The organism is Rhizobium sp. GN54 (assembly GCF_021026345.1).
Taxonomy (GTDB): domain Bacteria; phylum Pseudomonadota; class Alphaproteobacteria; order Rhizobiales; family Rhizobiaceae; genus Mycoplana.
In genome coordinates this window covers 24806-43184 of the sequence record NZ_JAJNCZ010000007.1, presented here as the reverse complement: position 1 = coordinate 43184, position 18379 = coordinate 24806, and the positions used below count along the sequence as shown (strand labels likewise).

Below are 18379 nucleotides of genomic sequence, written 5' to 3'. Positions count from 1 at the left end.
CTGAACGTCCCTTACAGCGGTATCGTATCGTGCTTGCGCCAGCGGGTATCGACCTGCTTGTTGCGCAGGCTCGCAAACGCCCGCGCGATGCGCTTGCGCGAGGAATGCGGCATGATCACCTCGTCGATGAAGCCGCGCTCGGCGGCGACGAAGGGGTTGGCGAAGCGCTCCTCGTATTCCTGCGTGCGCGCGGCGATCTTTTCCCGGTCCGCCAGTTCCGAGCGGTAGAGGATCTCGGTCGCGCCCTTGGCGCCCATCACGGCGATCTCGGCGGTCGGCCAGGCGTAGTTGACGTCGGCGCCGATATGCTTCGACGCCATCACGTCATAGGCGCCGCCATAGGCCTTCCGCGTGATCAGCGTCACCATCGGCACGGTCGCCTGGGAATAGGCGAAGAGCAGCTTGGCGCCGTGCTTGATGACGCCGCCATATTCCTGGGCCACGCCCGGCAGGAAGCCCGGCACGTCCACCAGCGTCAGCAGCGGAATGTTGAAGGCGTCGCAGAAACGGACGAACTTCGCAGCCTTGCGCGACGAATCGATGTCGAGGCAGCCGGCCAGCACCATCGGCTGGTTGGCGACGACGCCGACCGTCTGGCCTTCCAGCCGGATGAAGCCGGTGATGATGTTCCTGGCGAAATTCTCCTGCAGCTCGAAGAAGTCGCCCTCGTCGGCAACGGCGAGGATCAGTTCCTTCATGTCGTAGGGCTTGCTGGAGCTATCCGGGATCAGCGTGTCGAGCCGCGCCTCCAGCCGCGCCGGGTCGTCGTGGAACGGCCGCACCGGCGGCTTCTCGCGGTTGCTGAGCGGCAGGAAGTCGAACAAAAGCCGCACGTTTTCCAGCGTCTCGATGTCGTTCTCGTAGGCGCCGTCGGCGACCGAGGACTTCTTCGTATGCGTGCCGGCGCCGCCGAGCTCTTCGGCCGAGACGATCTCGTTCGTCACCGTCTTCACCACGTCCGGGCCGGTCACGAACATGTAGGACGAATCCCGCACCATGAAGATGAAGTCGGTCATGGCCGGCGAATAGACCGCGCCGCCCGCGCAGGGGCCCATGATGACGGAGATCTGCGGGATCACGCCCGAGGCCTCCGCATTGCGGCGGAACACCTCGGCATAGCCCGCAAGGGAGGCGACGCCCTCCTGGATCCGAGCCCCGCCCGAATCGTTCAGCCCGATCACCGGCGCGCCGTTGCGCACGGCCATGTCCATGATCTTGCAGATCTTCTGTGCGTGGGTCTCCGACAGCGAGCCGCCGAGAACGGTGAAGTCCTGGGAGAAGACATAGACCTGCCGGCCGTTGATCGTGCCCCAGCCGGTGACGACGCCGTCGCCGGCGATCTTCTGCCCCGCCATGCCGAAATCCACCGCGCGGTGGGTCACGTACATGTCGTATTCCTCGAACGAGCCCGGATCGAGCAGCACCTCCAGGCGCTCCCGCGCCGTCAGCTTGCCCTTGCCGTGCTGGGCGTCGATCCGCTTCTCGCCGCCGCCGAGATAGGCCTCGTCGCGCCGGGCCTGCAACTGCTCGAGTATCGGGCGCATCCTCACTCCCCTGCCACTGTTCCTGCCGCCGTGTGAGCGCGCATTATGCCGATATTGTCCGGTTGAAAACAGTTGAACAGGCGCAAATGTGGCAATATAAAAAAGCAAAATTGAAAATGCGAATTTGCAAACACGGTGAAGCATGGCGATCGGCAAACTCTTCATCGGCCGCAAGGTCCGCGATCTCAGGCTGGCGAGCGGCACGACGCAGAGCCAGTTCGCCGAGCGCATCGGCATTTCCACGAGCTACCTGAACCAGATCGAGAACAACCAGCGTCCCGTCTCCGCCGCGGTCCTGCTCGCGCTCGCCGACAAGTTCCGCCTCGATATCGCCGAGCTTTCGGTGGGCGAGAACGACCGGCTGCTGTCGGCGCTGTCCGAGGCGCTGACGGACCCCTTGTTCGAGACCTATACGCCGAGCCTGCAGGAACTGAAGCTCGTCACCCAGAACGCGCCGGGTCTGGCGCACGCGCTGATCGCCTGCCACCAGGCCTATCGCCGCAGCAGCGAGCGGCTCGCGAGCCTCGACGCGACGCTCGGCCGCGTCGGCGGTCCGGCCGAGACGACGCCCTATGAGGAAGTGCGCGACTTCTTCCACTTCGTCGATAACTACATCCACGAACTCGACCTTGCCGCCGAGCGGCTGGCAAGCGATCTCGGCATCGGCCGCGGCGACAACCATGCGGCGCTGGCGGACCATCTGGACAAGGCGTTCGGCGTCCGGATCGCACGCGGGATCGCAGGCGACGATGCGATCCGCCGCTTCGATCCGCAGGCGCGCGTGCTGACCGTCAATCCCTATGCCGCAGCCCCCACGCGCGACTTCCAGCTGGCGCTGCAGATCGCGCAATTGCAGATGCCCCGCGAGATCGATGCGGTGGTGCAGGGCGCCGGGTTCCGCTCGGAGGAAGCGGTGGAGATCTGTCGCATGGGACTGGAGAACTACGTCGCCGGCGCGCTGCTCCTGCCCTATGGCGCCTTTCTCCAGGCGGCGCAGGAACTGCGCCACGACCTGGAACTGCTCGCCGCCCGCTTCGGCGCCTCGATCGAGCAGGTCTGCCACCGCCTCAGCACGCTGCAGCGGCCGGGCCTCAAGGGCGTGCCGATCTTCTTTGCCCGCATCGACCGCGCCGGGAACATCACCAAGCGTCACAGCGCGGCGAAGTTCCAGTTCGCCCGTTTCGGCGCCGCCTGTCCGCTCTGGAACGCCCACGAGGCGTTCGAGCGCCCCGGCCGCATCCTGCGCCAGCTTGCCGAGACGCCGGACGGCGTGCGCTATCTCTGTCTGGCCACCCACGCTTCCAAGGGCAGCGGCGGCTTCCGGGCCGCCCGGCCGGAATATGCGCTGGCGCTCGGCTGCGAGATCTCCTATGCCCGCGCCTTCGTCTATGCCGACGACCTCGACCTGGAAAACGCCGGCGCCTTCGCGCCGATCGGCATCTCCTGCCGAATCTGCGAGCGCGCCAATTGCGCCAGCCGCGCCGTCCCGCCCTTCAAGCGTCGCCTGCACGTCGACCATCACGTGCGCCGGATCGTGCCCTACGAACTGGAGAGTTGAGGACGCGGGCGCGGCCTGCGGAACGAGGGGGGAGTTGAAGCTCTCGGCCGCGGGTGATTGCGACCTTGAAGATCATCCGCGCCAAAAGACCAAGAGCCGGCGGGCAATGGACACCGAGGCAGGCTTGTGCAAGACATACGACGTCGACGTTTAGGTAACCTTCGGTCTTTCTACTCGGTCTGAGGAGCTCGTGTGGCGATTGAACCTGATGCGCTTGAAGTATTGCGAGGCAACCACCGTCGCTGGCTCGCCAAGCTTGGCATTCTGCACAAGCCCTGGCTGATTCTCGGTTCCGCGCCGTCTCCCACCCTTCCGGCCGACCTGCTCGAACATTGCGCACGCGTCGACGTCAACAATTCCGGCAAGACGGCGAATGCCTTGGGTCTCCCGCCCGCCGACCTGACGTTCCGCAAGCGGAAGAAATCGTGGGAGGAACATCCCTACGTCAGGACGAGAGGCCTTCTCTGGCTCCATACGAAGCCTCTCTGGATGATGCACCTGAGGCTTCTGACGATGCCGCATGTGCGCTACAGCAGCCTGATGCGCGCCACCAGGCGTGAGCGCGAGGCGATCGTCAATGCCGTGAGCGGCGGGCTGCCCGCCGACATCGGCGATGTCGGCAAGGTGACGAACGGCGTTGCCACGCTCTGCTATGCACTTTTCACGGGCGTTCCGTCCGTCACCCTCGCAGGCTTCTCGCTCACGAAGATGGGCCATTCCTACGACGACAAGGGGAAGACACGCCGACAGATCGCCGAAGACACCTTCGTCCTGACGCGCTTAAGAGATCGGGGAAATATCTTCACGACCGAACCGGACCTCGCCGAGCATGTCGGCCTGCCCTTCGTCCGCGATCGCGGCGACCTTGCCACCGGGATCGAAGACCTGCCCGGCAAGGAAATGCGGCATCGATAGCGGGTCCCGCCGGACACCGTCTTTCAGTCAGACTCAGGCACGGCCGGAAACGAAAAAACCCCGGAAGACCGGGGTTTTTCAATCCGATTTCGACGTCCTGAAACGTCTTCGGAGAAGGAATGGTGCCCAGAAGAGGACTCGAACCTCCACACCCTTTCGAGTACCAGCACCTGAAGCTGGCGCGTCTACCAATTCCGCCATCTGGGCGACGGACGCGGATGTACGGGGCGCTGCCGTTGGTGTCAACTGGGTTTTTGAAGTTTTTGCAACGGCATGCGCTTTTCCCTCGTTTCTAGAGCATTGCCGGCGATTATTGAATCGTCGGCAATGCTCTATCTTCATAGTTTTACGCATTTCCGGACGCAAAACCGGTTCCCACTTTTGCTGGAATTGCTCTAGGTCGCCGGCGTCATGCCTGGCGCCGTTCCGCCCAGCCGCGGATCAGGGCGAGGCCCTCGGCGAGAAGGCCCTGGGCGGCCGTCTCGTCGGCTGCCTCGACATAGCAGCGCATCTCCGGCGCATTTCCGGAAGGGCGGAAGTGGACGATGCGGCCGTCCTCCAGCGTCACCCGCAGCCCGTCGATGTCGCTGGTCGAGGCCGGCGCACCGATCGGTGCGAGGAAGGCCGCGAGCGCCTGCGGACCGGAGCGCAGTTCGGCCATGAGCGCAGCGCTCGTCTCGACCGGGAAATTCTCGAGCCTGTCGGCAGCGGCGGCCGGCAGGTTGAAGCTTTTGGCAACGACGGACAGCGGCTGTCTGCGCTCGACGGTGAGCGCGAGGGCGGCAAGCGCGGGAAGGAAGCTGTCGCGGGTCGGAAGGGCTGCAAGCGTCGCCCCGTTGGCGGCGCAGTCCGTAGCCGTGAGCGTGCCGCCATTCGCTTCGAAGCCGACGACGGCCCTGGCGCCGCCGGCCACGGCCTCCTCCATCGCTGCGATCACGAAGGGAGATCCGACGCGGGTGCGCCTGATTTCGAAGCGGCCGGCCGCCTCGATGCCGGAATTGGACGTCACCGGCGTCGCCACCACGTCCGCGTTCAGGAAGTTGGCGGTGATCAGGCCGAGCAGATCGCCGCGCAGCGGCGTACCGGTCTCGTCGGCAACGAGCGGCCTGTCGCCGTCGCCATCCGCCGAGACGATCGCGTCGAGGCGATGTTCGCTGGCCCAGTGCTGCAGCATCTCGACGGTCTCGGCCGGGACGGCCTCGGTATCGACCGGGATGAAGGTCTGCGAGCGGCCGAGCGGTACGCAGTCGGCGCCGAATGCGGTAAGCACGGTGACGAACAGGTCGCGCGCGACCGTGCTGTGCTGGTAGACGCCGATCCGCTTGCCCTTCAGCGCGTCCGGCGCAAGCAGCCCGTCATACCGCTGCAGGAACAGCGCCTCCGCCTGCGCGGAGGCGTCGGGCGCCGCGGCCGGTGCTGCGTCGATCGCCTCGCCGCTTGCGGAGATCGCATCGGCGATCGTCGTGATCGCCGCCTCGTCGGCCTTGCCGATCTCGCCGTCCGGCCGGTAGAACTTGATGCCGTTGCGGTCTGCCGGGATGTGCGAGCCGGTCACCATCAGGCTGGCGGCAGCCTTGCTGAGGCCCAGCAGCGCCAACGCCGGCGTCGGGATCGTGCCGCAGTCGAGTGGCGACAGCCCGGCGCCGCGCAATGCGCCGGCGGCGATCGCGGCGATCGCCGGGCTCGAGGGCCGGAAGTCGCGTCCGATCAGCACCGTGTCGCCCGTGCGCGCCAGGCCGCTTTCGAGCAGGTATCGCGCGAAGGCCGTCGCATAGAGAGCCGCAGGCGGCCCCTCCAGGTCGGTGGAAAGGCCGCGCAGTCCGCTGGTGCCGAATTTCAGACTCATCTCATGCTCCAAATTATAGTATGCTGACGCTCGTCCGTGTCCCGACCCTGTCATGCCCGATTTTTGCCGGCTTGTCCCGCCCGACCTCTTCCTGTCGGTCCGTGCAATCGCCCGCTCCGGGCGTTCCGGCCGGACGGCAGGACGCAGACCCGACGGCAGCCACGTTTCGCAGACATACACTCCAGAACGCATAGGGGATCGAAATGTTCAGCTTGCGTAACCTCCTACTGACCGTCGCTGCCGGGCTGGCCGTTTCGCCCGGCCTGACCTCCACAGCCGCAGCCGGCCCGATGGTGGTCCCGGACCGTGGCTTCGCCGAAAGCCATGGGGCCGGGAGCGCTGTCGTCCCGGTCGCCTTCGTCTGCAACGGCTATAGTTGCTGGAACACCGGGCCGCTCTACAATCCCTTGAACCGGCCGTACTACCGCGCCTATTCGTGGCCGATCTATCGACCCTACCGCCCCTACATGCCGCCGTCCTACAGGCCGAGCTATCAGCCCTATTCCCGCAGCGTGACCATCTATCGACCCTATGACGGGCCGTATTACGCTCCGGCCGTTCGCAGCGGCTATGGCAGCCATGTCGGCTGGTGCACGAACCGCTATCGCACCTACAACCCGGCGACGGACCGCTACCATGCCGGCGGCGGCGTCTATCGGGTCTGCGTTTCGCCGTACCGCTGAGCGGGCTGCGCGCCAGCTGAGTCAGGGCTTGTCGACGTGTCCGAGATCGCGCTCGGGCTCGACGATGTCGCGCACCCGCTGCTTCAGTTCCTTCGGCCCCGGAAAGCCGCCGTCGCGCTTGCGCTCCCAGATGAGTTCGCCGTCCACGCGGATCTCGAAGTTGCCGCCCGTGCCGGGGATGAGCGCCACCTCACCGAGCGTGTCGCCGAAGGTCTGCAGAAGTTCCTGCGCCATCCAGCCCGAACGCAAGAGCCAGTTGCACTGGGTGCAGTAGAGTATCGTGATCCGGGGCTTCTCGCTCATTCCTGCCTTTTCCTTCCTGCCGATGGGGTTTTCGGGCCGACGATTGACCTTTGCGTGGGCGACGTCTGTCCGTTCACGGAAATGTCAGTCGAATTTATCGGGTTTTTGCGTCGTGTCCGCTTGCGCAGGTCACGATGGCCGAGACATGGATGCACTGCAACATCCTTGGAGCCAACCGCATGTCCGACACCACCACGCATCGCCCCGGCCTCATCCTGCCGTTCCTGCGGCCGCTGTATTCCACACTGAACGAAAGTGCCGAGACCCTGCTGCGCATTGTCGCGGGCGGGCTTCTCGTCACCCACGGCTACGGCAAGATCATGAACCCCTTCGGCGCCGTCGGAATGGTCGAGGGGCTCGGCTTCTACCCCGGCGTCTTCTGGTCGCCGCTCCTGGCCGCGACGGAATTCTTCGGCGGCATCCTGGTTGCGATCGGCCTCTTCACGCGGCCTGCCGCGTTCGCCTCGGCAATCGTGCTGGCGGTGACGATCTATTTCCACGGCATCGTGAAGATGGAGGGCCTCGGCGGCGCCGAGAAGTCCATCCTGTGGACGGCCATCATGCTCTATTTCGCGGTTCGCGGCTCCAACAGCCAGTCCGTCGACGCCCGCATCGGCCGCCAGTTCTGACGTCTCCGGCGTCCGCCTCACGACCGGGGGCAGGGCGCCGTTGCCAGCTCAGGCCACGTCCCAGTGCAGGGCGAACATCGGGTCGAACACCGTGACGGGGCCCGCCCCCGTCTCGATCTTCGCCGGAAAGCGCACCTCTTCCTCGCGACGCACCAGCGTGATCGTCTCCGCGTTGACGGGAAGGCCGTACCAGGCCGGGCCGTTCAGTGAGGAGAAGGCCTCGAGCTTGTCCAGCGCGTCCTCGTCCTCGAAGACATGGGCAAGGCAGCTCATGGTGTTGATCGAGGTGTAGACCCCGGCGCAGCCGCAGGCGCATTCCTTCAGCGGATCCACATGCGGGGCGGAATCGGTGCCGAGGAAGAAGCGGGGATCGCCGGAGACGGCGGCGGCGCGGAGCGCCAGCCGGTGATGCTCGCGCTTGGCGACCGGCAGGCAGTAGTAGTGCGGGCGGATGCCGCCGACCAGGATGGCGTTGCGGTTGATGATCAGGTGATGGGTGGTGATCGAACCGGCGAGGTTGGCCTTCGACGCCTTGATATAGTCGATCCCGTCCTTGGTCGTGACGTGCTCCATCGTCACCTTCAGTTCCGGCAGGCGCTTGCGCAAGGGATCGAGCACGGTCTCGATGAAGACGGCCTCGCGGTCGAAAATGTCGACGTCCGGGGTCGTCACCTCGCCGTGGACGCAGAGTGGCAGGCCGATCCTGGCCATGCGCTCCAGCACCGGCATCGCCTTTTCGATGTCGCGCACGCCGCCGTGCGAATTGGTGGTCGCCCCGGCAGGGTAGAGTTTCACCGCGGTGATGAGCCCGCTTTCCTTGCCGGCCTCGACGTCGTCGGGGCTCGTCTGTTCGGTCAAATACAGCGTCATCAGTGGCTCGAAGCGGTCGCCGGCCGGAAGGGCCGCCATGATCCGCTCGCGATAGCTCTTCGCATCCGCGGTCGTCACCACCGGCGGCACCAGGTTGGGCATGATGATGGCGCGGGCGAAGTGCCGGCTCGTATCGCCGATCACGCCCTCGAGCATCGCGCCGTCGCGCAGGTGCAGGTGCCAGTCGTCAGGACGGCGAAGGGTGATCGTTTGCATGCCTGGGAACTCCGCGGATCGGGGACATCTGTGCCGCGGGAATTATACCCTTGCGCCGTTCGTGGCAAACGCTTTGCGGTCAGAGTGTGGGCCGTCGGACCGAACCGGTTCGGGCCCGGCGTGCCTGCGCTGGCTTGACCGGGAATGCAGCGAGGGATGGGAAGGGTCAGGCGATTGCAAGCGTGATGTCGGCGGGGCGCCGGTTCTCCAGGATCAGCCGCCCGTTCGGCAGGTCGTTCTCATAGACCTTGGCGTGGGCGGCCTCCTCGCTCAGCCGATAGCCGCGCCAGCGCTCCCAGAGCCGTGCCTCCAGCACCTCGATCGGCGGCGCGAGCATGATCGAATAGTCGAACATGCCCTCCAGTTCCGCCCATTTGCCCTGGCTGAACAGCAGGTAGTTGCCCTCCACGACGATGAAGCGGTGCTCCGGCGAGACCACCCGCGCCGAGGCGATGGCGATTTCCCGCGACCGGTCGAACACCGGCACCAGCACCTCCTGGTCGGCGGGGCGGACGGCGCGGACGATGTCGATGAAGCCGCGCACGTCGAACGTCTCGGGGATGCCCTTGCGGGCGAGCAGCCCGCGTTCGATCAGGATGGCGTTGTCCATGTGGAAGCCGTCCATGGGCAGCACTTCCGCACTCTCGCCCTGTGCCTTCAGCGCGGCCGCAAGATGGTCGGCCATGGTCGACTTGCCCGCACCCGGCGGGCCGGCAATGGCGACCAGGAAGCGCCTGGCATTGCCCGCCCGGCGGACGATCTCGCCGGCGATCTCCGGGACCGTGTCGCTCATGCCGCCAGCGCGTCCCGCGGCGGTTCCTTGGCGCCGGTCATGAAGGCGACGGCATCGGACATGGTGTGCTCCTTCGGATCGACCACGCACAGGCGGCGTCCGAGGCGGTGGACGTGGACGCGGTCCGACACTTCGAAGACGTGCGGCATGTTGTGCGAGATCAGAACGATCGGCAGGCCGCGCGAGCGCACGTCGAGGATCAGTTCCAGCACCTTGCGGCTTTCCTTGACCCCGAGCGCCGCGGTCGGCTCGTCGAGGATGATCACCTTGGAGCCGAAGGCGGCCGCCCGTGCGACCGCCACGCCCTGGCGCTGGCCGCCGGAAAGCGTTTCGACGGCCTGATTGATGTTCTGGATGGTCATCAGGCCGAGTTCGGAAAGCTTGTTGCGCGCGAATTTCTCCATCGCCGAGCGGTCGAGCTTGCGGAACACGCTGCCCAGCATGCCGGGCTTGCGGATCTCGCGGCCGAGGAACATGTTGTCGGCGATCGACAGCGCCGGCGACAGCGCGAGGTTCTGGTAGACCGTCTCGATGCCGGCGCGGCGGGCCTCGATCGGCGAGCGGAAATGCACGGCCTCGCCCTCGAGCCGGATCTCGCCCTCGTCCGGTGTCACGGCACCGGAGATCGCCTTGATCAGCGTCGATTTGCCGGCACCGTTGTCGCCGATCACGGCGAGGATCTCGCCGGGGTAGAGGTCGAAGTCGGCATTGTCGAGCGCGGTCACGCGGCCGTAGCGCTTGACGAGACCGCGGGCGGTGAGGATGGGTTCTGCAGCCATCAGCCTGCTACCTTTCTGATCCACTGGTCGACGGCGACCGCCGTGATGATGAGGACGCCGGTGAGGAACACCTTCCATTGCGGGTCGGCGCCGAGCATGTTCAGCCCCATGGAGACGACGCCGACGATCATGGCGCCGATCAGCGTGCCGAGGATCGAACCGCGGCCGCCGAAGAGCGAGATCCCGCCGATCACGGCTGCGGTGATGGCCTGCAGGTTGTAGTCCGTGACGGCGGCGGACGGCGAGATTGAGCCGTTGCGGCCGATCGAGACCCAGGCCGCGAGCGAGGCGATCATGCCGGCGAGCGTATAGGCGCCGAGCAGCACGCGGTCGACGCGGATGCCCGACAGCTTGGCGGCCTCCGGATCGTCGCCGACGGCGTAGAGATGCCGGCCCCAGGCCGTGTGGTTCAGCGCATACCAGAGCCCGAGCACGAGCAGCACCATCATGACGACGCCGAGCGTGAACACGGCCGAGCCGACCTTGAAACTGATGCCGAACACGTGCAGCATCGGCGTCACCGCGGTCACGTCTGCCTCGCGGATCGTCGCATTCGCCGAATAGATGAAGTTCGTCGACATGATCACGTACCATGTCCCGAGCGTGACGATGAAGGGCGGCAGCTTGAGGCGTGCGACGAGGAAGCCGTTGACGAAGCCGCAGGCGCCGCCGACGCCGAAGCCGGCGAGGATGGCGAGGGGCGCGGGCAGGCCGTAGCTGACGGCGAAATTGCCCATCACCACCGCCGAGAACACCATGATGACGCCGATCGATAGGTCGATGCCGGCGGTCAGAATGACCAGCGTCTGCGCCGCGCCGAGGATGCCGACGATGGCGATCTGCTGCAGGATCAGGGTCAGCGTATAGGACGAGAAGAAGCGGCTGCCGATCGCAAGTCCGAAGATGAGGATGGCGGCGACCAGCACGATGAAGGGGATCGCTGCCGGCGTCGAGTGCAGGAACTGCTGGATCTTCTGCACCGCCGTCTTGTCGTGGGTATCGAACGACGCGACCTGCGTCGAGCTCTGGGCCAGGACCTTCTCGAATTCCTGCGCCGAATGTGCGGCTGTGGGCTCGCCCATGAACATTCCTCCCGAAAACCCCCGCTCCCGAGGGGTCGTGATCTGTGCCGCGCGCATCACCATAGGCCAGGCGAAGCCCGGTGCCGGAGGGAAGGCTGCGCGGTTTTCGTCGTCTTGTCAAAGACGGGCGCTCAGCTTGATGGGAAGGGCGGCTCCGGCCGCCCTTCGCGTGATCGTGGAACCGAGGGCGCTCAGCCCCAGCACTTCTCCGTGCCGACCTTGGTGTCGATCGATTCGACGCCCGCGGCCGGCTTGTCGGTGACGAGCGCCACGCCGGTGTCGAAGAAGTCCTTGCCTTCCGTCGGCTTCGGCTTCTCGCCGGTGTCGGCGAACTTCTTGATTGCCTCGACGCCGAGTGCGGCCATCATCAGCGGATACTGCTGCGAGGTCGCGCCGATCACGCCTTCGGCGACCGACTTGACGCCCGGGCAACCGCCGTCGACCGAGACGATCAGCACGTCGTTCTCCTTGCCGACGGCCTTGAGCGCCTGATAGGCGCCGACGGCGGCCGGCTCGTTGATGGTGTGAATGACGTTGATGTCCGGATTCTTCTGCAGGAGGTTCTCCATGGCGGTGCGGCCGCCTTCCTCGTTGCCGTTGGTCACGTCGTGGCCGACGATGCGCGGGTCGTCCTCGTCGCCGATCTTGTTCGGATCCTTCGGGTCGATGCCGAAGCCGATCATGAAACCCTGGTCGCGCAGCACGTCGACCGTCGGCTGCGACGGGGTGAGATCGAGGAAGCCGACCTTGGCGTCCTTGGCCTTGTCGCCCATCGTCGCGGCCGCCCACTGGCCGATCAGCTTGCCGGCGAGCAGGTTGTCGGTGGCGAAGGTGGCGTCGGCGGCGGTCGCCGGGTCGAGCGGGGTGTCGAGCGCGATCACCAGCAGGCCGGCAGCCTGCGCCTTCTTGACCTGGTCGACGATCGCCTTGGTGTCGGAGGCGGCGATCAGGATGCCCTTCGCGCCGTCCGCGATGCAGGATTCGACCGCAGCCACCTGGCTGTCATGGTCGCCGTCGATCTTGCCGGCATAGGCCTTCAGCGTCACGCCCAGTTCCTGGGCCTTGGCCGTGGCGCCTTCCTTCATCTTGACGAAGAAGGGGTTGGTATCGGTCTTGGTGATCAGGCAGGCGGTGACGTCCGCCGCCGCGGCAGGCGTGGAAAAGGCGACGCCAAGCGCCAGTGCGCCGAGAGCGGCGCTCACAATCGTGGTCTTCATGTAATCCTCCCAAGGACAAAACAGGACGGCGTGACGCCATCCGGATGCCGATCCGTGCCGCTCCTCTGCGGCCGTCGATCACGCTTCCACCGTCAGGGAACCATTGAAGATGGGCCCTGTCAATAAATAAATCGAATTGAATTATTAATTCGCTGTGGCATGCTGGGATCAAACAGGGCATAGGCCGATGCGCGTGAAATCCGCCCGTCACGGCGACGCGAAGCATTTGGCCGGAAAGAACAAGATGCCCGGTTCGGGAGGGAATGGCATGCCTGAGGAAAGCGTGCCGGCAGCATCGCCGGCGACGATCCTCGATCCGTCCGGCGGGTCGAACCAGGTGCGCGTGCGGGCCTATAACGAGCGGCTCGTCATGTCGCTCGTGCGCCGCCACGGCGAGCTTTCGAAGGCCGAGATCGCCCGGCGCAGCGGCCTTTCCGCCCAGACCGTCACCGTCATCATGCGCGCGCTCGAGGCCGATGGCCTGCTGATGCGCGGCGAACCGACCCGCGGCAGGGTGGGCCAGCCCTCGACGCCGATGCGGCTCAATCCCGATGCGGTCTATTCCTTCGGCGTCAAGATCGGCCGTCGCAGCGCCGAACTCGCGGTCATGGACTTCGTCGGCCGGGTGCGGCTGCAGGTCCGTCGCACCTATGCCTATCCCATGCCGGACGAGGTGCTCGCCTTCATCACGGACGGCATCGCCGAGATGGAGGCGGGACTGGATCCCGGGCAGCGTGCCCGCGTGGCCGGCATCGGCATTGCCGCGCCGTTCGAATTGTGGAACTGGGCCGAGGAGGTCGGCGCGCCGCAGCGGGACATGGATACCTGGCGCGGCGTCGACCTGCAGCGGGAAATCCAGGCGAGAGTGTCGCACCCCGTGTTCCTGCATAACGACGCGACCAGCGCCTGCGCCGCCGAACTCGTGTTCGGCCTCGGCCAGCGCTATCCGGATTTCATCTATTTCTTCATCGGCTCCTTCATCGGCGGCGGCGTCGTGCTCAATTCCGCGCTCTTTTCCGGCCGCACCGGCACGGCCGGCGCCATCGGCCCGCTGCCGGTCCAGGGGCGCGACGGCAGGACGGTGCAGCTTCTGAAGATCGCCTCGATCTTCGTCCTGGAGAATCGGTTGCGGGCGGGCGGCATCGATCCCCGGCCGCTCTGGTATTCGCCGGACGAATGGATCGATTTCGGCGCGCCGCTCGAGAGCTGGATCCAGGATACCGCCGCAGCCCTTGCCCAGGCGCTGATCGCGGCCGCCTCGGTGATCGACTTCTCCGCAGCCGTCATCGACGGCGGCTTCCCCGCCTGGGTGCGCGAGCGCATCGTCATGGCGACCCGTGCAGCCCTCGGGGAGCACGACCTGCAGGGCGTGATCATGCCCGAGATCCTGGAAGGGGAGGCGGGTAGCCAGGCGCGCACCATAGGCGCCGCCAGCCTGCCCCTGTTCGCCCGCTACCTGCTCGACCAGAACGTGCTGTTCAAGGGGCCCGCCTGAACCAAGCGGCGCGGGGCCTGCTTGAACGTCGCGCGGCGGCATGCTTGTCTGGCGCCCAAGATTCGGGAGGCAGCCTCATGCGCGTACTGGTGGTCGAAAACGACAGGCATACCGCCCTCGGACAGATCGAGGCGGCCCTTCTCGAAGCGGGCGCGGAGATCCTCTTCTGTCGGCCGCATGCCGGCGAGCCGCTGCCCGAGGACGAGAACGGCCACGACGCCCTTGTCGTCATGGGCGGGCCGCAATCGGCCGTGGACGACGAGAGGCATCCCTACCTGCCGCGCCTTTGCCGCCTCATGCGCCGCTTTGGCGATGCCGGAAAGTCGGTCCTCGGCGTGTGTCTCGGCAGCCAGTTGCTGGCGCGCGGCTATGGCGCGGACAACCTGATCGGGGCGGCGCCGGAGTTCGGCTGGCAGGATATCCATCCGACGGAACAGGGGCTGGCGGACCCGCTGCTGGCGGCGGCCGGCGGCATCTTTCCGATCTTCCAGTGGCACAGCGATACCTTCACCCTGCCCGAGGGCGCCGTGCACCTGGCGGGCAACGCCGCTGCCAGGAACCAGGCCTTCCGGATCGGCCGCGCGGCCTATGGCACGCAGTTCCATTTCGAGGTGGACCGGACGGTCGCAGCCTGGTGGCGCGATACCTTTCCCGAGCAGATCGAACGCATGGCCCCCGGCTGGATCGGGCGGTTCGACGAGATCGCAGGCGCGCACGGACCGGCTGCCGATACGGCAGGCCTCGCGATCGCTCGCGCCTGGGTGGCGACGATCGCGGCGGGTTCCGGTGCCGGCAGGAGGGAAGGCGTCAGCGACGCGGCCTGAGCGCTACCCGCCGGCGTGCGTCTCTGCCGTCGCCGGACAACAGCCGTGCCGTGTCAGTTGACGCTGACCGGCCTCGAGCGCATCCGCGACACGGTTTCCCGTTCGGCCCGCTTGCAGCGCATCGGCGGCAGCCCGCGGTCCATCAGGGCCATGTCCTCCAGCACCATGTCGCCCATCTTCTTGAAGGCGCTGTCCAGCGCGCCGGCGCGGTGCGCCGAGCGGACGAAGCCTTTCAGGCGGCGGACCGGATGCTCCGCGGCGAGCGGCTCCTCGGGAAAGACGTCGCTGGCCGCCACGATGTGGCCGCGCTCGACCGTCGCCATCAGCGCGTCGAAATCGACGACGTCGGCGCGGCTGAGCAGAATGAAGGCAGCCCCCTTGCGCATCCGCCCGAAGGCGTCGCTGCCGAGGAAACCCCTGTTCTCGCTGGTGACGGCGGCCACCACGAAGATGAAGTCGCTTTCACCGAGCACGCTATCGAGCGAGGCGGGTTCGACACCGGCCTCCTTCAGCATCGACGGCGGCAGCCAGGGATCGAACACGCGGATGCGGGCGCGGAAGCCCGACAGCACCCGGGCGAGCGCCTTGCCGAGGTCGCCGAAGCCGATGATGCCGATATCGGAGCCGGAGAGCAGCCGGGCACCGGCATTGCCGTCGCCGCCCCAGCGTTCGCGCCCCTCGCGAAAATCGACGTCGGCATCGATGATGCCACGCGCGAGGTTCAGCGCCATGGCCAGCCCGAGCTCCGCCACAGGCTCGGCGAAGACCTGTCCGGTGGTCACCACATGGATGCCGCGGGCAAACAGGACGTCATAGGGCATGTTGTTGATCAGGTTGCTCTCGACGTTGAGGATGCAGCGCAGGTTCGCCATCCGGTCCAGCGTCCCGGCCGAAAGCGGCGGCTGGCCGATGATGTAGCGCGCCTGCGAGAGAACGTCGTCGCCAAGGCCGGCGATGTCTTCGGGGTCCGCCTCGACGATGCGGTAGGTCTCCTTCAGCCGCTTCAGCGCCTCGGGCGTGAAGATCAGCTCGAGCGTGCGCGGCTCGGGCGCGCTGATGGCAATGGGTCTCGTATCGGTCATGGTCTCCTCCCGGCCGCCCGTTCCCGCACGACGGGTCGGCTTGGCGGGATTGTTACCATGAATTCGAAGCCTTACCAGCCTGCTCCGGTACTACCAGCCGAGGCCGCGCAGGTCGCGTTCGCGCGACAGCGGTGGCCGTTCGCTGGAAAAGGTCCTGCCGTTCTGCGTGCAGGTGTAGACCGGGCGGCTGGGTTCGCCGAAGCGGCGGGACCGGTTCCTATTGCTGTCGAAGGTCTGCGTGCACACGACCTCGTCGGCCGCCTCGGCCTCCTTCTGCGTCGTCACGCCGGGCAGGTCGGTGAACGGGTAGCGGCGGTCGCTGAACAGGCCTGCCTGCTGGGCAGCGGCAAGCGACGGCTGTACCGCAAGGAGCAGCGCCAGAATCAGGCCAGTCGCGCCGGATGTCCGCCGGATCGTCATGTCATTCCGTTCGATTGAGCCGCATTAAGCGTCATTCCGCAGTACCCCGCCACGCAAACATGCGATATAGCGCGTTCACGTTCGATGCACATTCATGTGGGGTGCCCTATGGCCAATGCAATACGATATCACGAGGGCGACATTTCCGCCGCGGACGCTGCGCGCTACGACGGCGCGATCGCGATCGACACCGAGACGCTGGGGCTGATCCCGCGCCGCGACCGCCTGTGCGTCGTCCAGCTCTCGCCGGGCGACGGCACCGCCGACGTCATCAAGATCGCCGCCGGGCAGACGCGCGCGCCCAATCTCGTCGCCATGCTGGGCGATCCTTCGCGCCAGAAGATCTTCCACTACGGCCGGTTCGACATCGCCGTCTTGTTCCACACCTTCGGCGTCACCTGCTCTCCCGTCTTCTGCACCAAGATCGCCTCGCGGCTGACGCGGACCTACACCGACCGCCACGGCCTGAAGGACAATCTGAAGGAACTGCTGGAAGTCGATATCTCCAAGCAGCAGCAATCCTCCGACTGGGCGGCCGAGACGCTGTCGCCGGCGCAGCTCGAATATGCGGCGTCCGACGTGCTGCACCTGCATGCGCTGCGCGACAAGCTGATGGCGCGCCTCGTCCGTGACGGCCGCCTGCAGCATGCCGAGGCCTGCTTCGCCTTCCTGCCGACCCGCGCCAAGCTCGACCTGCTCGGCTGGGAGGAGACGGACATCTTCGCCCACAGTTGACCGGCGGCCCCGCGCACGCGCGCCCCGAGAAGCAACGGGTGGATGGTTACCTCCGCTTAACCCTGCGTCTCTATCCTCGGCTGTAATTTTCGATCTTGCAGCCAGGATAGCGTCATGCTCCCGTCCCTCCAGCAATCGGCCGGCCAGTTCGCAACGACGCAACTGCGCTCGCTGCTCGACGACATCGAGACGCGCCGCCGGGAAGACGACGACAAGGCGAAGGGCCGCGAGCGGGAAGACAAGGTCGTCGGAGCCACCCAGGATGCGTCGACGGCCGCTGCCAACGAGAAGATCAACGCCTATTTCTTCGGCGCCCTGAAGATCGATCCCGATCCGTTTGCCACCCTCGTCGCCCGCTTCTCCGATGCGCTGGGCCTTGCCCAGCACGCCGACGAATCAAGCCGCGACTTCGCCCGCAGGCTGAGCGACGCCGTGACCATGCTCGGCTTCGCCAAGGCCGATTCGCGCGGCCAGCCGGTGAAGATCAGCCTCGAGACCCTCGGCGTCGCGGCGAACGACGTCATTGCCGTCCTGCGCGACGGCGTGAACGGGTCGACCGACGCGATGACCGCCCTTGCCGCGCGCGTGGCCGGAGGCGCCGGGCTGACCGGCGAGGAGGAGGATTTCGAGGCGCGGCTGTCCGCAGCACTGATGGAGACGCGTGCGGCCCTGCCGAAGAGCGTCGCCGCACTGGAAAAGGCCACCGGCCTGACGGAACTTGGCCTGAGCGCACAGGACATGATCGCCGCGATCGCCAACCCCTGGAGCGATGCCGGACTGAAGGTGAGGGACGCGCTTGCCGAAAGGGCCGAGGGCGAGCGGTCGATGACGCGCGAGATGCGCAAGGTCATCCAGCGGCTGGAGGACGTTGCCGACCCGAAGACCCTCGAAGAGCTTCAGGAGGCGCGGACGAAATCGGAGCCGGGCCGCATCGAGGACGAGGAAACGAAGGCGGAGCGCGAGCAGAAGATCCAGGACCTGAAAGCCTCGGAGAAGCTCGAGGACGTGCAGGACCTGCAGGATGCGGTGAAGGAGCATCTTGAAGAGACCGACGAGGCGGTTCCGGGCGAAGAGGCGACGACGACCGCCGAGGGCAGCCTCGAACTGATCCAGATCCTCGCCGCTGTGCCGTCGGGAAGCGACGGGGTGACGACCGAGCCGTCGGGCAAGGACAACGCCGGTGTCGAACCGGACGCAACGGGCCGGACGGCCGAAGCCCTGTCCGAGGCCCTGCCCGAAGCGAACCGCGAAGAGATGGCGGCGCAACTGGAAGACTTCGAACGCCAGGAGCGCACAGGTGCGCTCGACCCGATCCTCGTCCTTCCGGTCGACGAGATCGGCATCTACGAATTGCTGCGGCGCGAGGCTGCCTGAGCGTCGTCCGCGGC

18 protein-coding genes and 1 tRNA gene are annotated in these 18379 nt (G+C 66.5%); 8 read left to right on the top strand and 11 right to left on the bottom strand.

Going from position 1 to position 18379, the window contains the following annotated elements; translation table 11 throughout:
• Positions 1-11 precede the first annotated feature (11 nt).
• Positions 12-1544: an acyl-CoA carboxylase subunit beta gene (locus LQK81_RS18155; RefSeq protein WP_230807788.1), complete on the bottom strand. Its 1533-nt coding sequence runs from the start codon at positions 1542-1544 to the stop codon at positions 12-14.
• A gap of 142 nt (positions 1545-1686) precedes the next feature.
• On the opposite strand from LQK81_RS18155, the gene LQK81_RS18150 reads away from it, so the two are divergent.
• Together LQK81_RS18150 and LQK81_RS18145 are read left to right on the top strand one after the other, a co-directional pair.
• A complete protein-coding gene (locus LQK81_RS18150) occupies positions 1687-3102 on the top strand; it encodes a helix-turn-helix domain-containing protein (RefSeq protein ID WP_230807787.1) in 1416 nt (471 codons plus the stop codon).
• 192 nt (positions 3103-3294) lie between these two features.
• The gene (locus LQK81_RS18145) at positions 3295-4017 is read left to right on the top strand and encodes a hypothetical protein (protein WP_230807786.1); all 723 of its coding nucleotides are present in this window, start codon (positions 3295-3297) and stop codon (positions 4015-4017) included.
• A 120-nt stretch (positions 4018-4137) separates the two neighbouring features.
• Here the strand turns inward: LQK81_RS18145 and LQK81_RS18140 are convergent.
• Both LQK81_RS18140 and LQK81_RS18135 read right to left on the bottom strand, forming a co-directional pair.
• Positions 4138-4224, bottom strand: a tRNA-Leu gene (locus LQK81_RS18140).
• Positions 4225-4426: 202 nt separating this feature from the next.
• The gene (locus LQK81_RS18135) at positions 4427-5857 is read right to left on the bottom strand and encodes a phosphomannomutase (protein WP_230807979.1); all 1431 of its coding nucleotides are present in this window, start codon (positions 5855-5857) and stop codon (positions 4427-4429) included.
• A 209-nt stretch (positions 5858-6066) separates the two neighbouring features.
• Between LQK81_RS18135 and LQK81_RS18130 the strand changes: the two genes are divergently transcribed.
• Complete coding sequence (locus LQK81_RS18130; RefSeq protein ID WP_230807785.1) at positions 6067-6546, top strand: BA14K family protein; 480 nt, start codon at positions 6067-6069, stop codon at positions 6544-6546.
• Between the two features lie 21 nt (positions 6547-6567).
• On the opposite strand, the gene LQK81_RS18125 is transcribed toward LQK81_RS18130, so the two are convergent.
• Complete coding sequence (locus LQK81_RS18125; protein WP_230807784.1) at positions 6568-6849, bottom strand: SelT/SelW/SelH family protein; 282 nt, start codon at positions 6847-6849, stop codon at positions 6568-6570.
• Positions 6850-7028: 179 nt separating this feature from the next.
• On the opposite strand from LQK81_RS18125, the gene LQK81_RS18120 reads away from it, so the two are divergent.
• Complete coding sequence (locus LQK81_RS18120; protein ID WP_230807783.1) at positions 7029-7478, top strand: DoxX family protein; 450 nt, start codon at positions 7029-7031, stop codon at positions 7476-7478.
• 48 nt (positions 7479-7526) lie between these two features.
• Here the strand turns inward: LQK81_RS18120 and pyrC are convergent, their stop codons facing one another.
• The 5 genes from pyrC to LQK81_RS18095 form a co-directional block, all read right to left on the bottom strand.
• Positions 7527-8564 (bottom strand): dihydroorotase, encoded by a 1038-nt coding sequence (gene pyrC, locus LQK81_RS18115; protein ID WP_230807782.1) that lies wholly within the window; start codon positions 8562-8564, stop codon positions 7527-7529.
• A 166-nt stretch (positions 8565-8730) separates the two neighbouring features.
• Positions 8731-9357 carry a nucleoside triphosphate hydrolase gene (locus LQK81_RS18110; RefSeq protein ID WP_230807781.1) on the bottom strand — a complete coding sequence of 209 codons (627 nt, stop codon included), beginning with the start codon at positions 9355-9357 and terminating at the stop codon, positions 8731-8733.
• Complete coding sequence (locus tag LQK81_RS18105) at positions 9354-10136, bottom strand: ATP-binding cassette domain-containing protein (RefSeq protein ID WP_230807780.1); 783 nt, start codon at positions 10134-10136, stop codon at positions 9354-9356. Before LQK81_RS18105 ends, LQK81_RS18110 begins: the two co-directional genes overlap by 4 nt.
• Positions 10136-11218, bottom strand: coding sequence for an ABC transporter permease (locus LQK81_RS18100; RefSeq protein ID WP_230807779.1), 1083 nt, complete (start codon positions 11216-11218; stop codon positions 10136-10138). Before LQK81_RS18100 ends, LQK81_RS18105 begins: the two co-directional genes overlap by 1 nt.
• Positions 11219-11409: 191 nt before the next feature.
• Positions 11410-12435 carry a sugar ABC transporter substrate-binding protein gene (locus LQK81_RS18095; protein WP_230807778.1) on the bottom strand — a complete coding sequence of 342 codons (1026 nt, stop codon included), beginning with the start codon at positions 12433-12435 and terminating at the stop codon, positions 11410-11412.
• Positions 12436-12703: 268 nt separating this feature from the next.
• Here LQK81_RS18095 and LQK81_RS18090 point away from each other — a divergent pair, with 268 nt between their 5' ends.
• Together LQK81_RS18090 and LQK81_RS18085 are read left to right on the top strand one after the other, a co-directional pair.
• On the top strand, positions 12704-13930 hold the full coding sequence (locus tag LQK81_RS18090; protein WP_230807777.1) for an ROK family transcriptional regulator: 1227 nt from the start codon (positions 12704-12706) through the stop codon (positions 13928-13930).
• A 77-nt stretch (positions 13931-14007) separates the two neighbouring features.
• Positions 14008-14754, top strand: a complete 747-nt coding sequence (locus tag LQK81_RS18085) for a type 1 glutamine amidotransferase (RefSeq protein WP_230807776.1) — start codon at positions 14008-14010, stop codon at positions 14752-14754.
• A 53-nt stretch (positions 14755-14807) separates the two neighbouring features.
• Here LQK81_RS18085 and LQK81_RS18080 read toward each other — a convergent pair whose 3' ends face one another.
• Complete coding sequence (locus LQK81_RS18080; protein ID WP_230807775.1) at positions 14808-15836, bottom strand: hydroxyacid dehydrogenase; 1029 nt, start codon at positions 15834-15836, stop codon at positions 14808-14810.
• Positions 15837-15926: 90 nt separating this feature from the next.
• Positions 15927-16256: a hypothetical protein gene (locus tag LQK81_RS18075; protein ID WP_230807774.1), complete on the bottom strand. Its 330-nt coding sequence runs from the start codon at positions 16254-16256 to the stop codon at positions 15927-15929.
• A gap of 108 nt (positions 16257-16364) precedes the next feature.
• Between LQK81_RS18075 and LQK81_RS18070 the strand changes: the two genes are divergently transcribed.
• The gene (locus LQK81_RS18070) at positions 16365-16991 is read left to right on the top strand and encodes a ribonuclease D (protein ID WP_230807773.1); all 627 of its coding nucleotides are present in this window, start codon (positions 16365-16367) and stop codon (positions 16989-16991) included.
• A gap of 114 nt (positions 16992-17105) precedes the next feature.
• Positions 17106-18365, top strand: coding sequence for a hypothetical protein (locus LQK81_RS18065; protein ID WP_230807772.1), 1260 nt, complete (start codon positions 17106-17108; stop codon positions 18363-18365).
• The last annotated feature ends 14 nt before the right edge of the window (positions 18366-18379 follow it).

What these genes read in the sequence shown, in the direction of transcription:
- LQK81_RS18110 (WP_230807781.1), bottom strand. Translation starts at nt 9,357, where the DNA reads ATGAGCGACACGGTCCCGGAGATCGCCGGCGAGATCGTCCGCCGGGCG.
- LQK81_RS18065 (WP_230807772.1), top strand. Translation starts at nt 17,106, where the DNA reads ATGCTCCCGTCCCTCCAGCAATCGGCCGGCCAGTTCGCAACGACGCAA.
- LQK81_RS18120 (WP_230807783.1), top strand. Translation starts at nt 7,029, where the DNA reads ATGTCCGACACCACCACGCATCGCCCCGGCCTCATCCTGCCGTTCCTG.
- LQK81_RS18095 (WP_230807778.1), bottom strand. Translation starts at nt 12,435, where the DNA reads ATGAAGACCACGATTGTGAGCGCCGCTCTCGGCGCACTGGCGCTTGGC.
- LQK81_RS18130 (WP_230807785.1), top strand. Translation starts at nt 6,067, where the DNA reads ATGTTCAGCTTGCGTAACCTCCTACTGACCGTCGCTGCCGGGCTGGCC.
- LQK81_RS18080 (WP_230807775.1), bottom strand. Translation starts at nt 15,836, where the DNA reads ATGACCGATACGAGACCCATTGCCATCAGCGCGCCCGAGCCGCGCACG.
- LQK81_RS18070 (WP_230807773.1), top strand. Translation starts at nt 16,365, where the DNA reads ATGGCCAATGCAATACGATATCACGAGGGCGACATTTCCGCCGCGGAC.
- LQK81_RS18075 (WP_230807774.1), bottom strand. Translation starts at nt 16,256, where the DNA reads ATGACGATCCGGCGGACATCCGGCGCGACTGGCCTGATTCTGGCGCTG.
- LQK81_RS18155 (WP_230807788.1), bottom strand. Translation starts at nt 1,544, where the DNA reads ATGCGCCCGATACTCGAGCAGTTGCAGGCCCGGCGCGACGAGGCCTAT.
- LQK81_RS18125 (WP_230807784.1), bottom strand. Translation starts at nt 6,849, where the DNA reads ATGAGCGAGAAGCCCCGGATCACGATACTCTACTGCACCCAGTGCAAC.
- LQK81_RS18085 (WP_230807776.1), top strand. Translation starts at nt 14,008, where the DNA reads ATGCGCGTACTGGTGGTCGAAAACGACAGGCATACCGCCCTCGGACAG.
- LQK81_RS18090 (WP_230807777.1), top strand. Translation starts at nt 12,704, where the DNA reads ATGCCTGAGGAAAGCGTGCCGGCAGCATCGCCGGCGACGATCCTCGAT.
- pyrC (WP_230807782.1), bottom strand. Translation starts at nt 8,564, where the DNA reads ATGCAAACGATCACCCTTCGCCGTCCTGACGACTGGCACCTGCACCTG.
- LQK81_RS18100 (WP_230807779.1), bottom strand. Translation starts at nt 11,218, where the DNA reads ATGGGCGAGCCCACAGCCGCACATTCGGCGCAGGAATTCGAGAAGGTC.
- LQK81_RS18105 (WP_230807780.1), bottom strand. Translation starts at nt 10,136, where the DNA reads ATGGCTGCAGAACCCATCCTCACCGCCCGCGGTCTCGTCAAGCGCTAC.
- LQK81_RS18150 (WP_230807787.1), top strand. Translation starts at nt 1,687, where the DNA reads ATGGCGATCGGCAAACTCTTCATCGGCCGCAAGGTCCGCGATCTCAGG.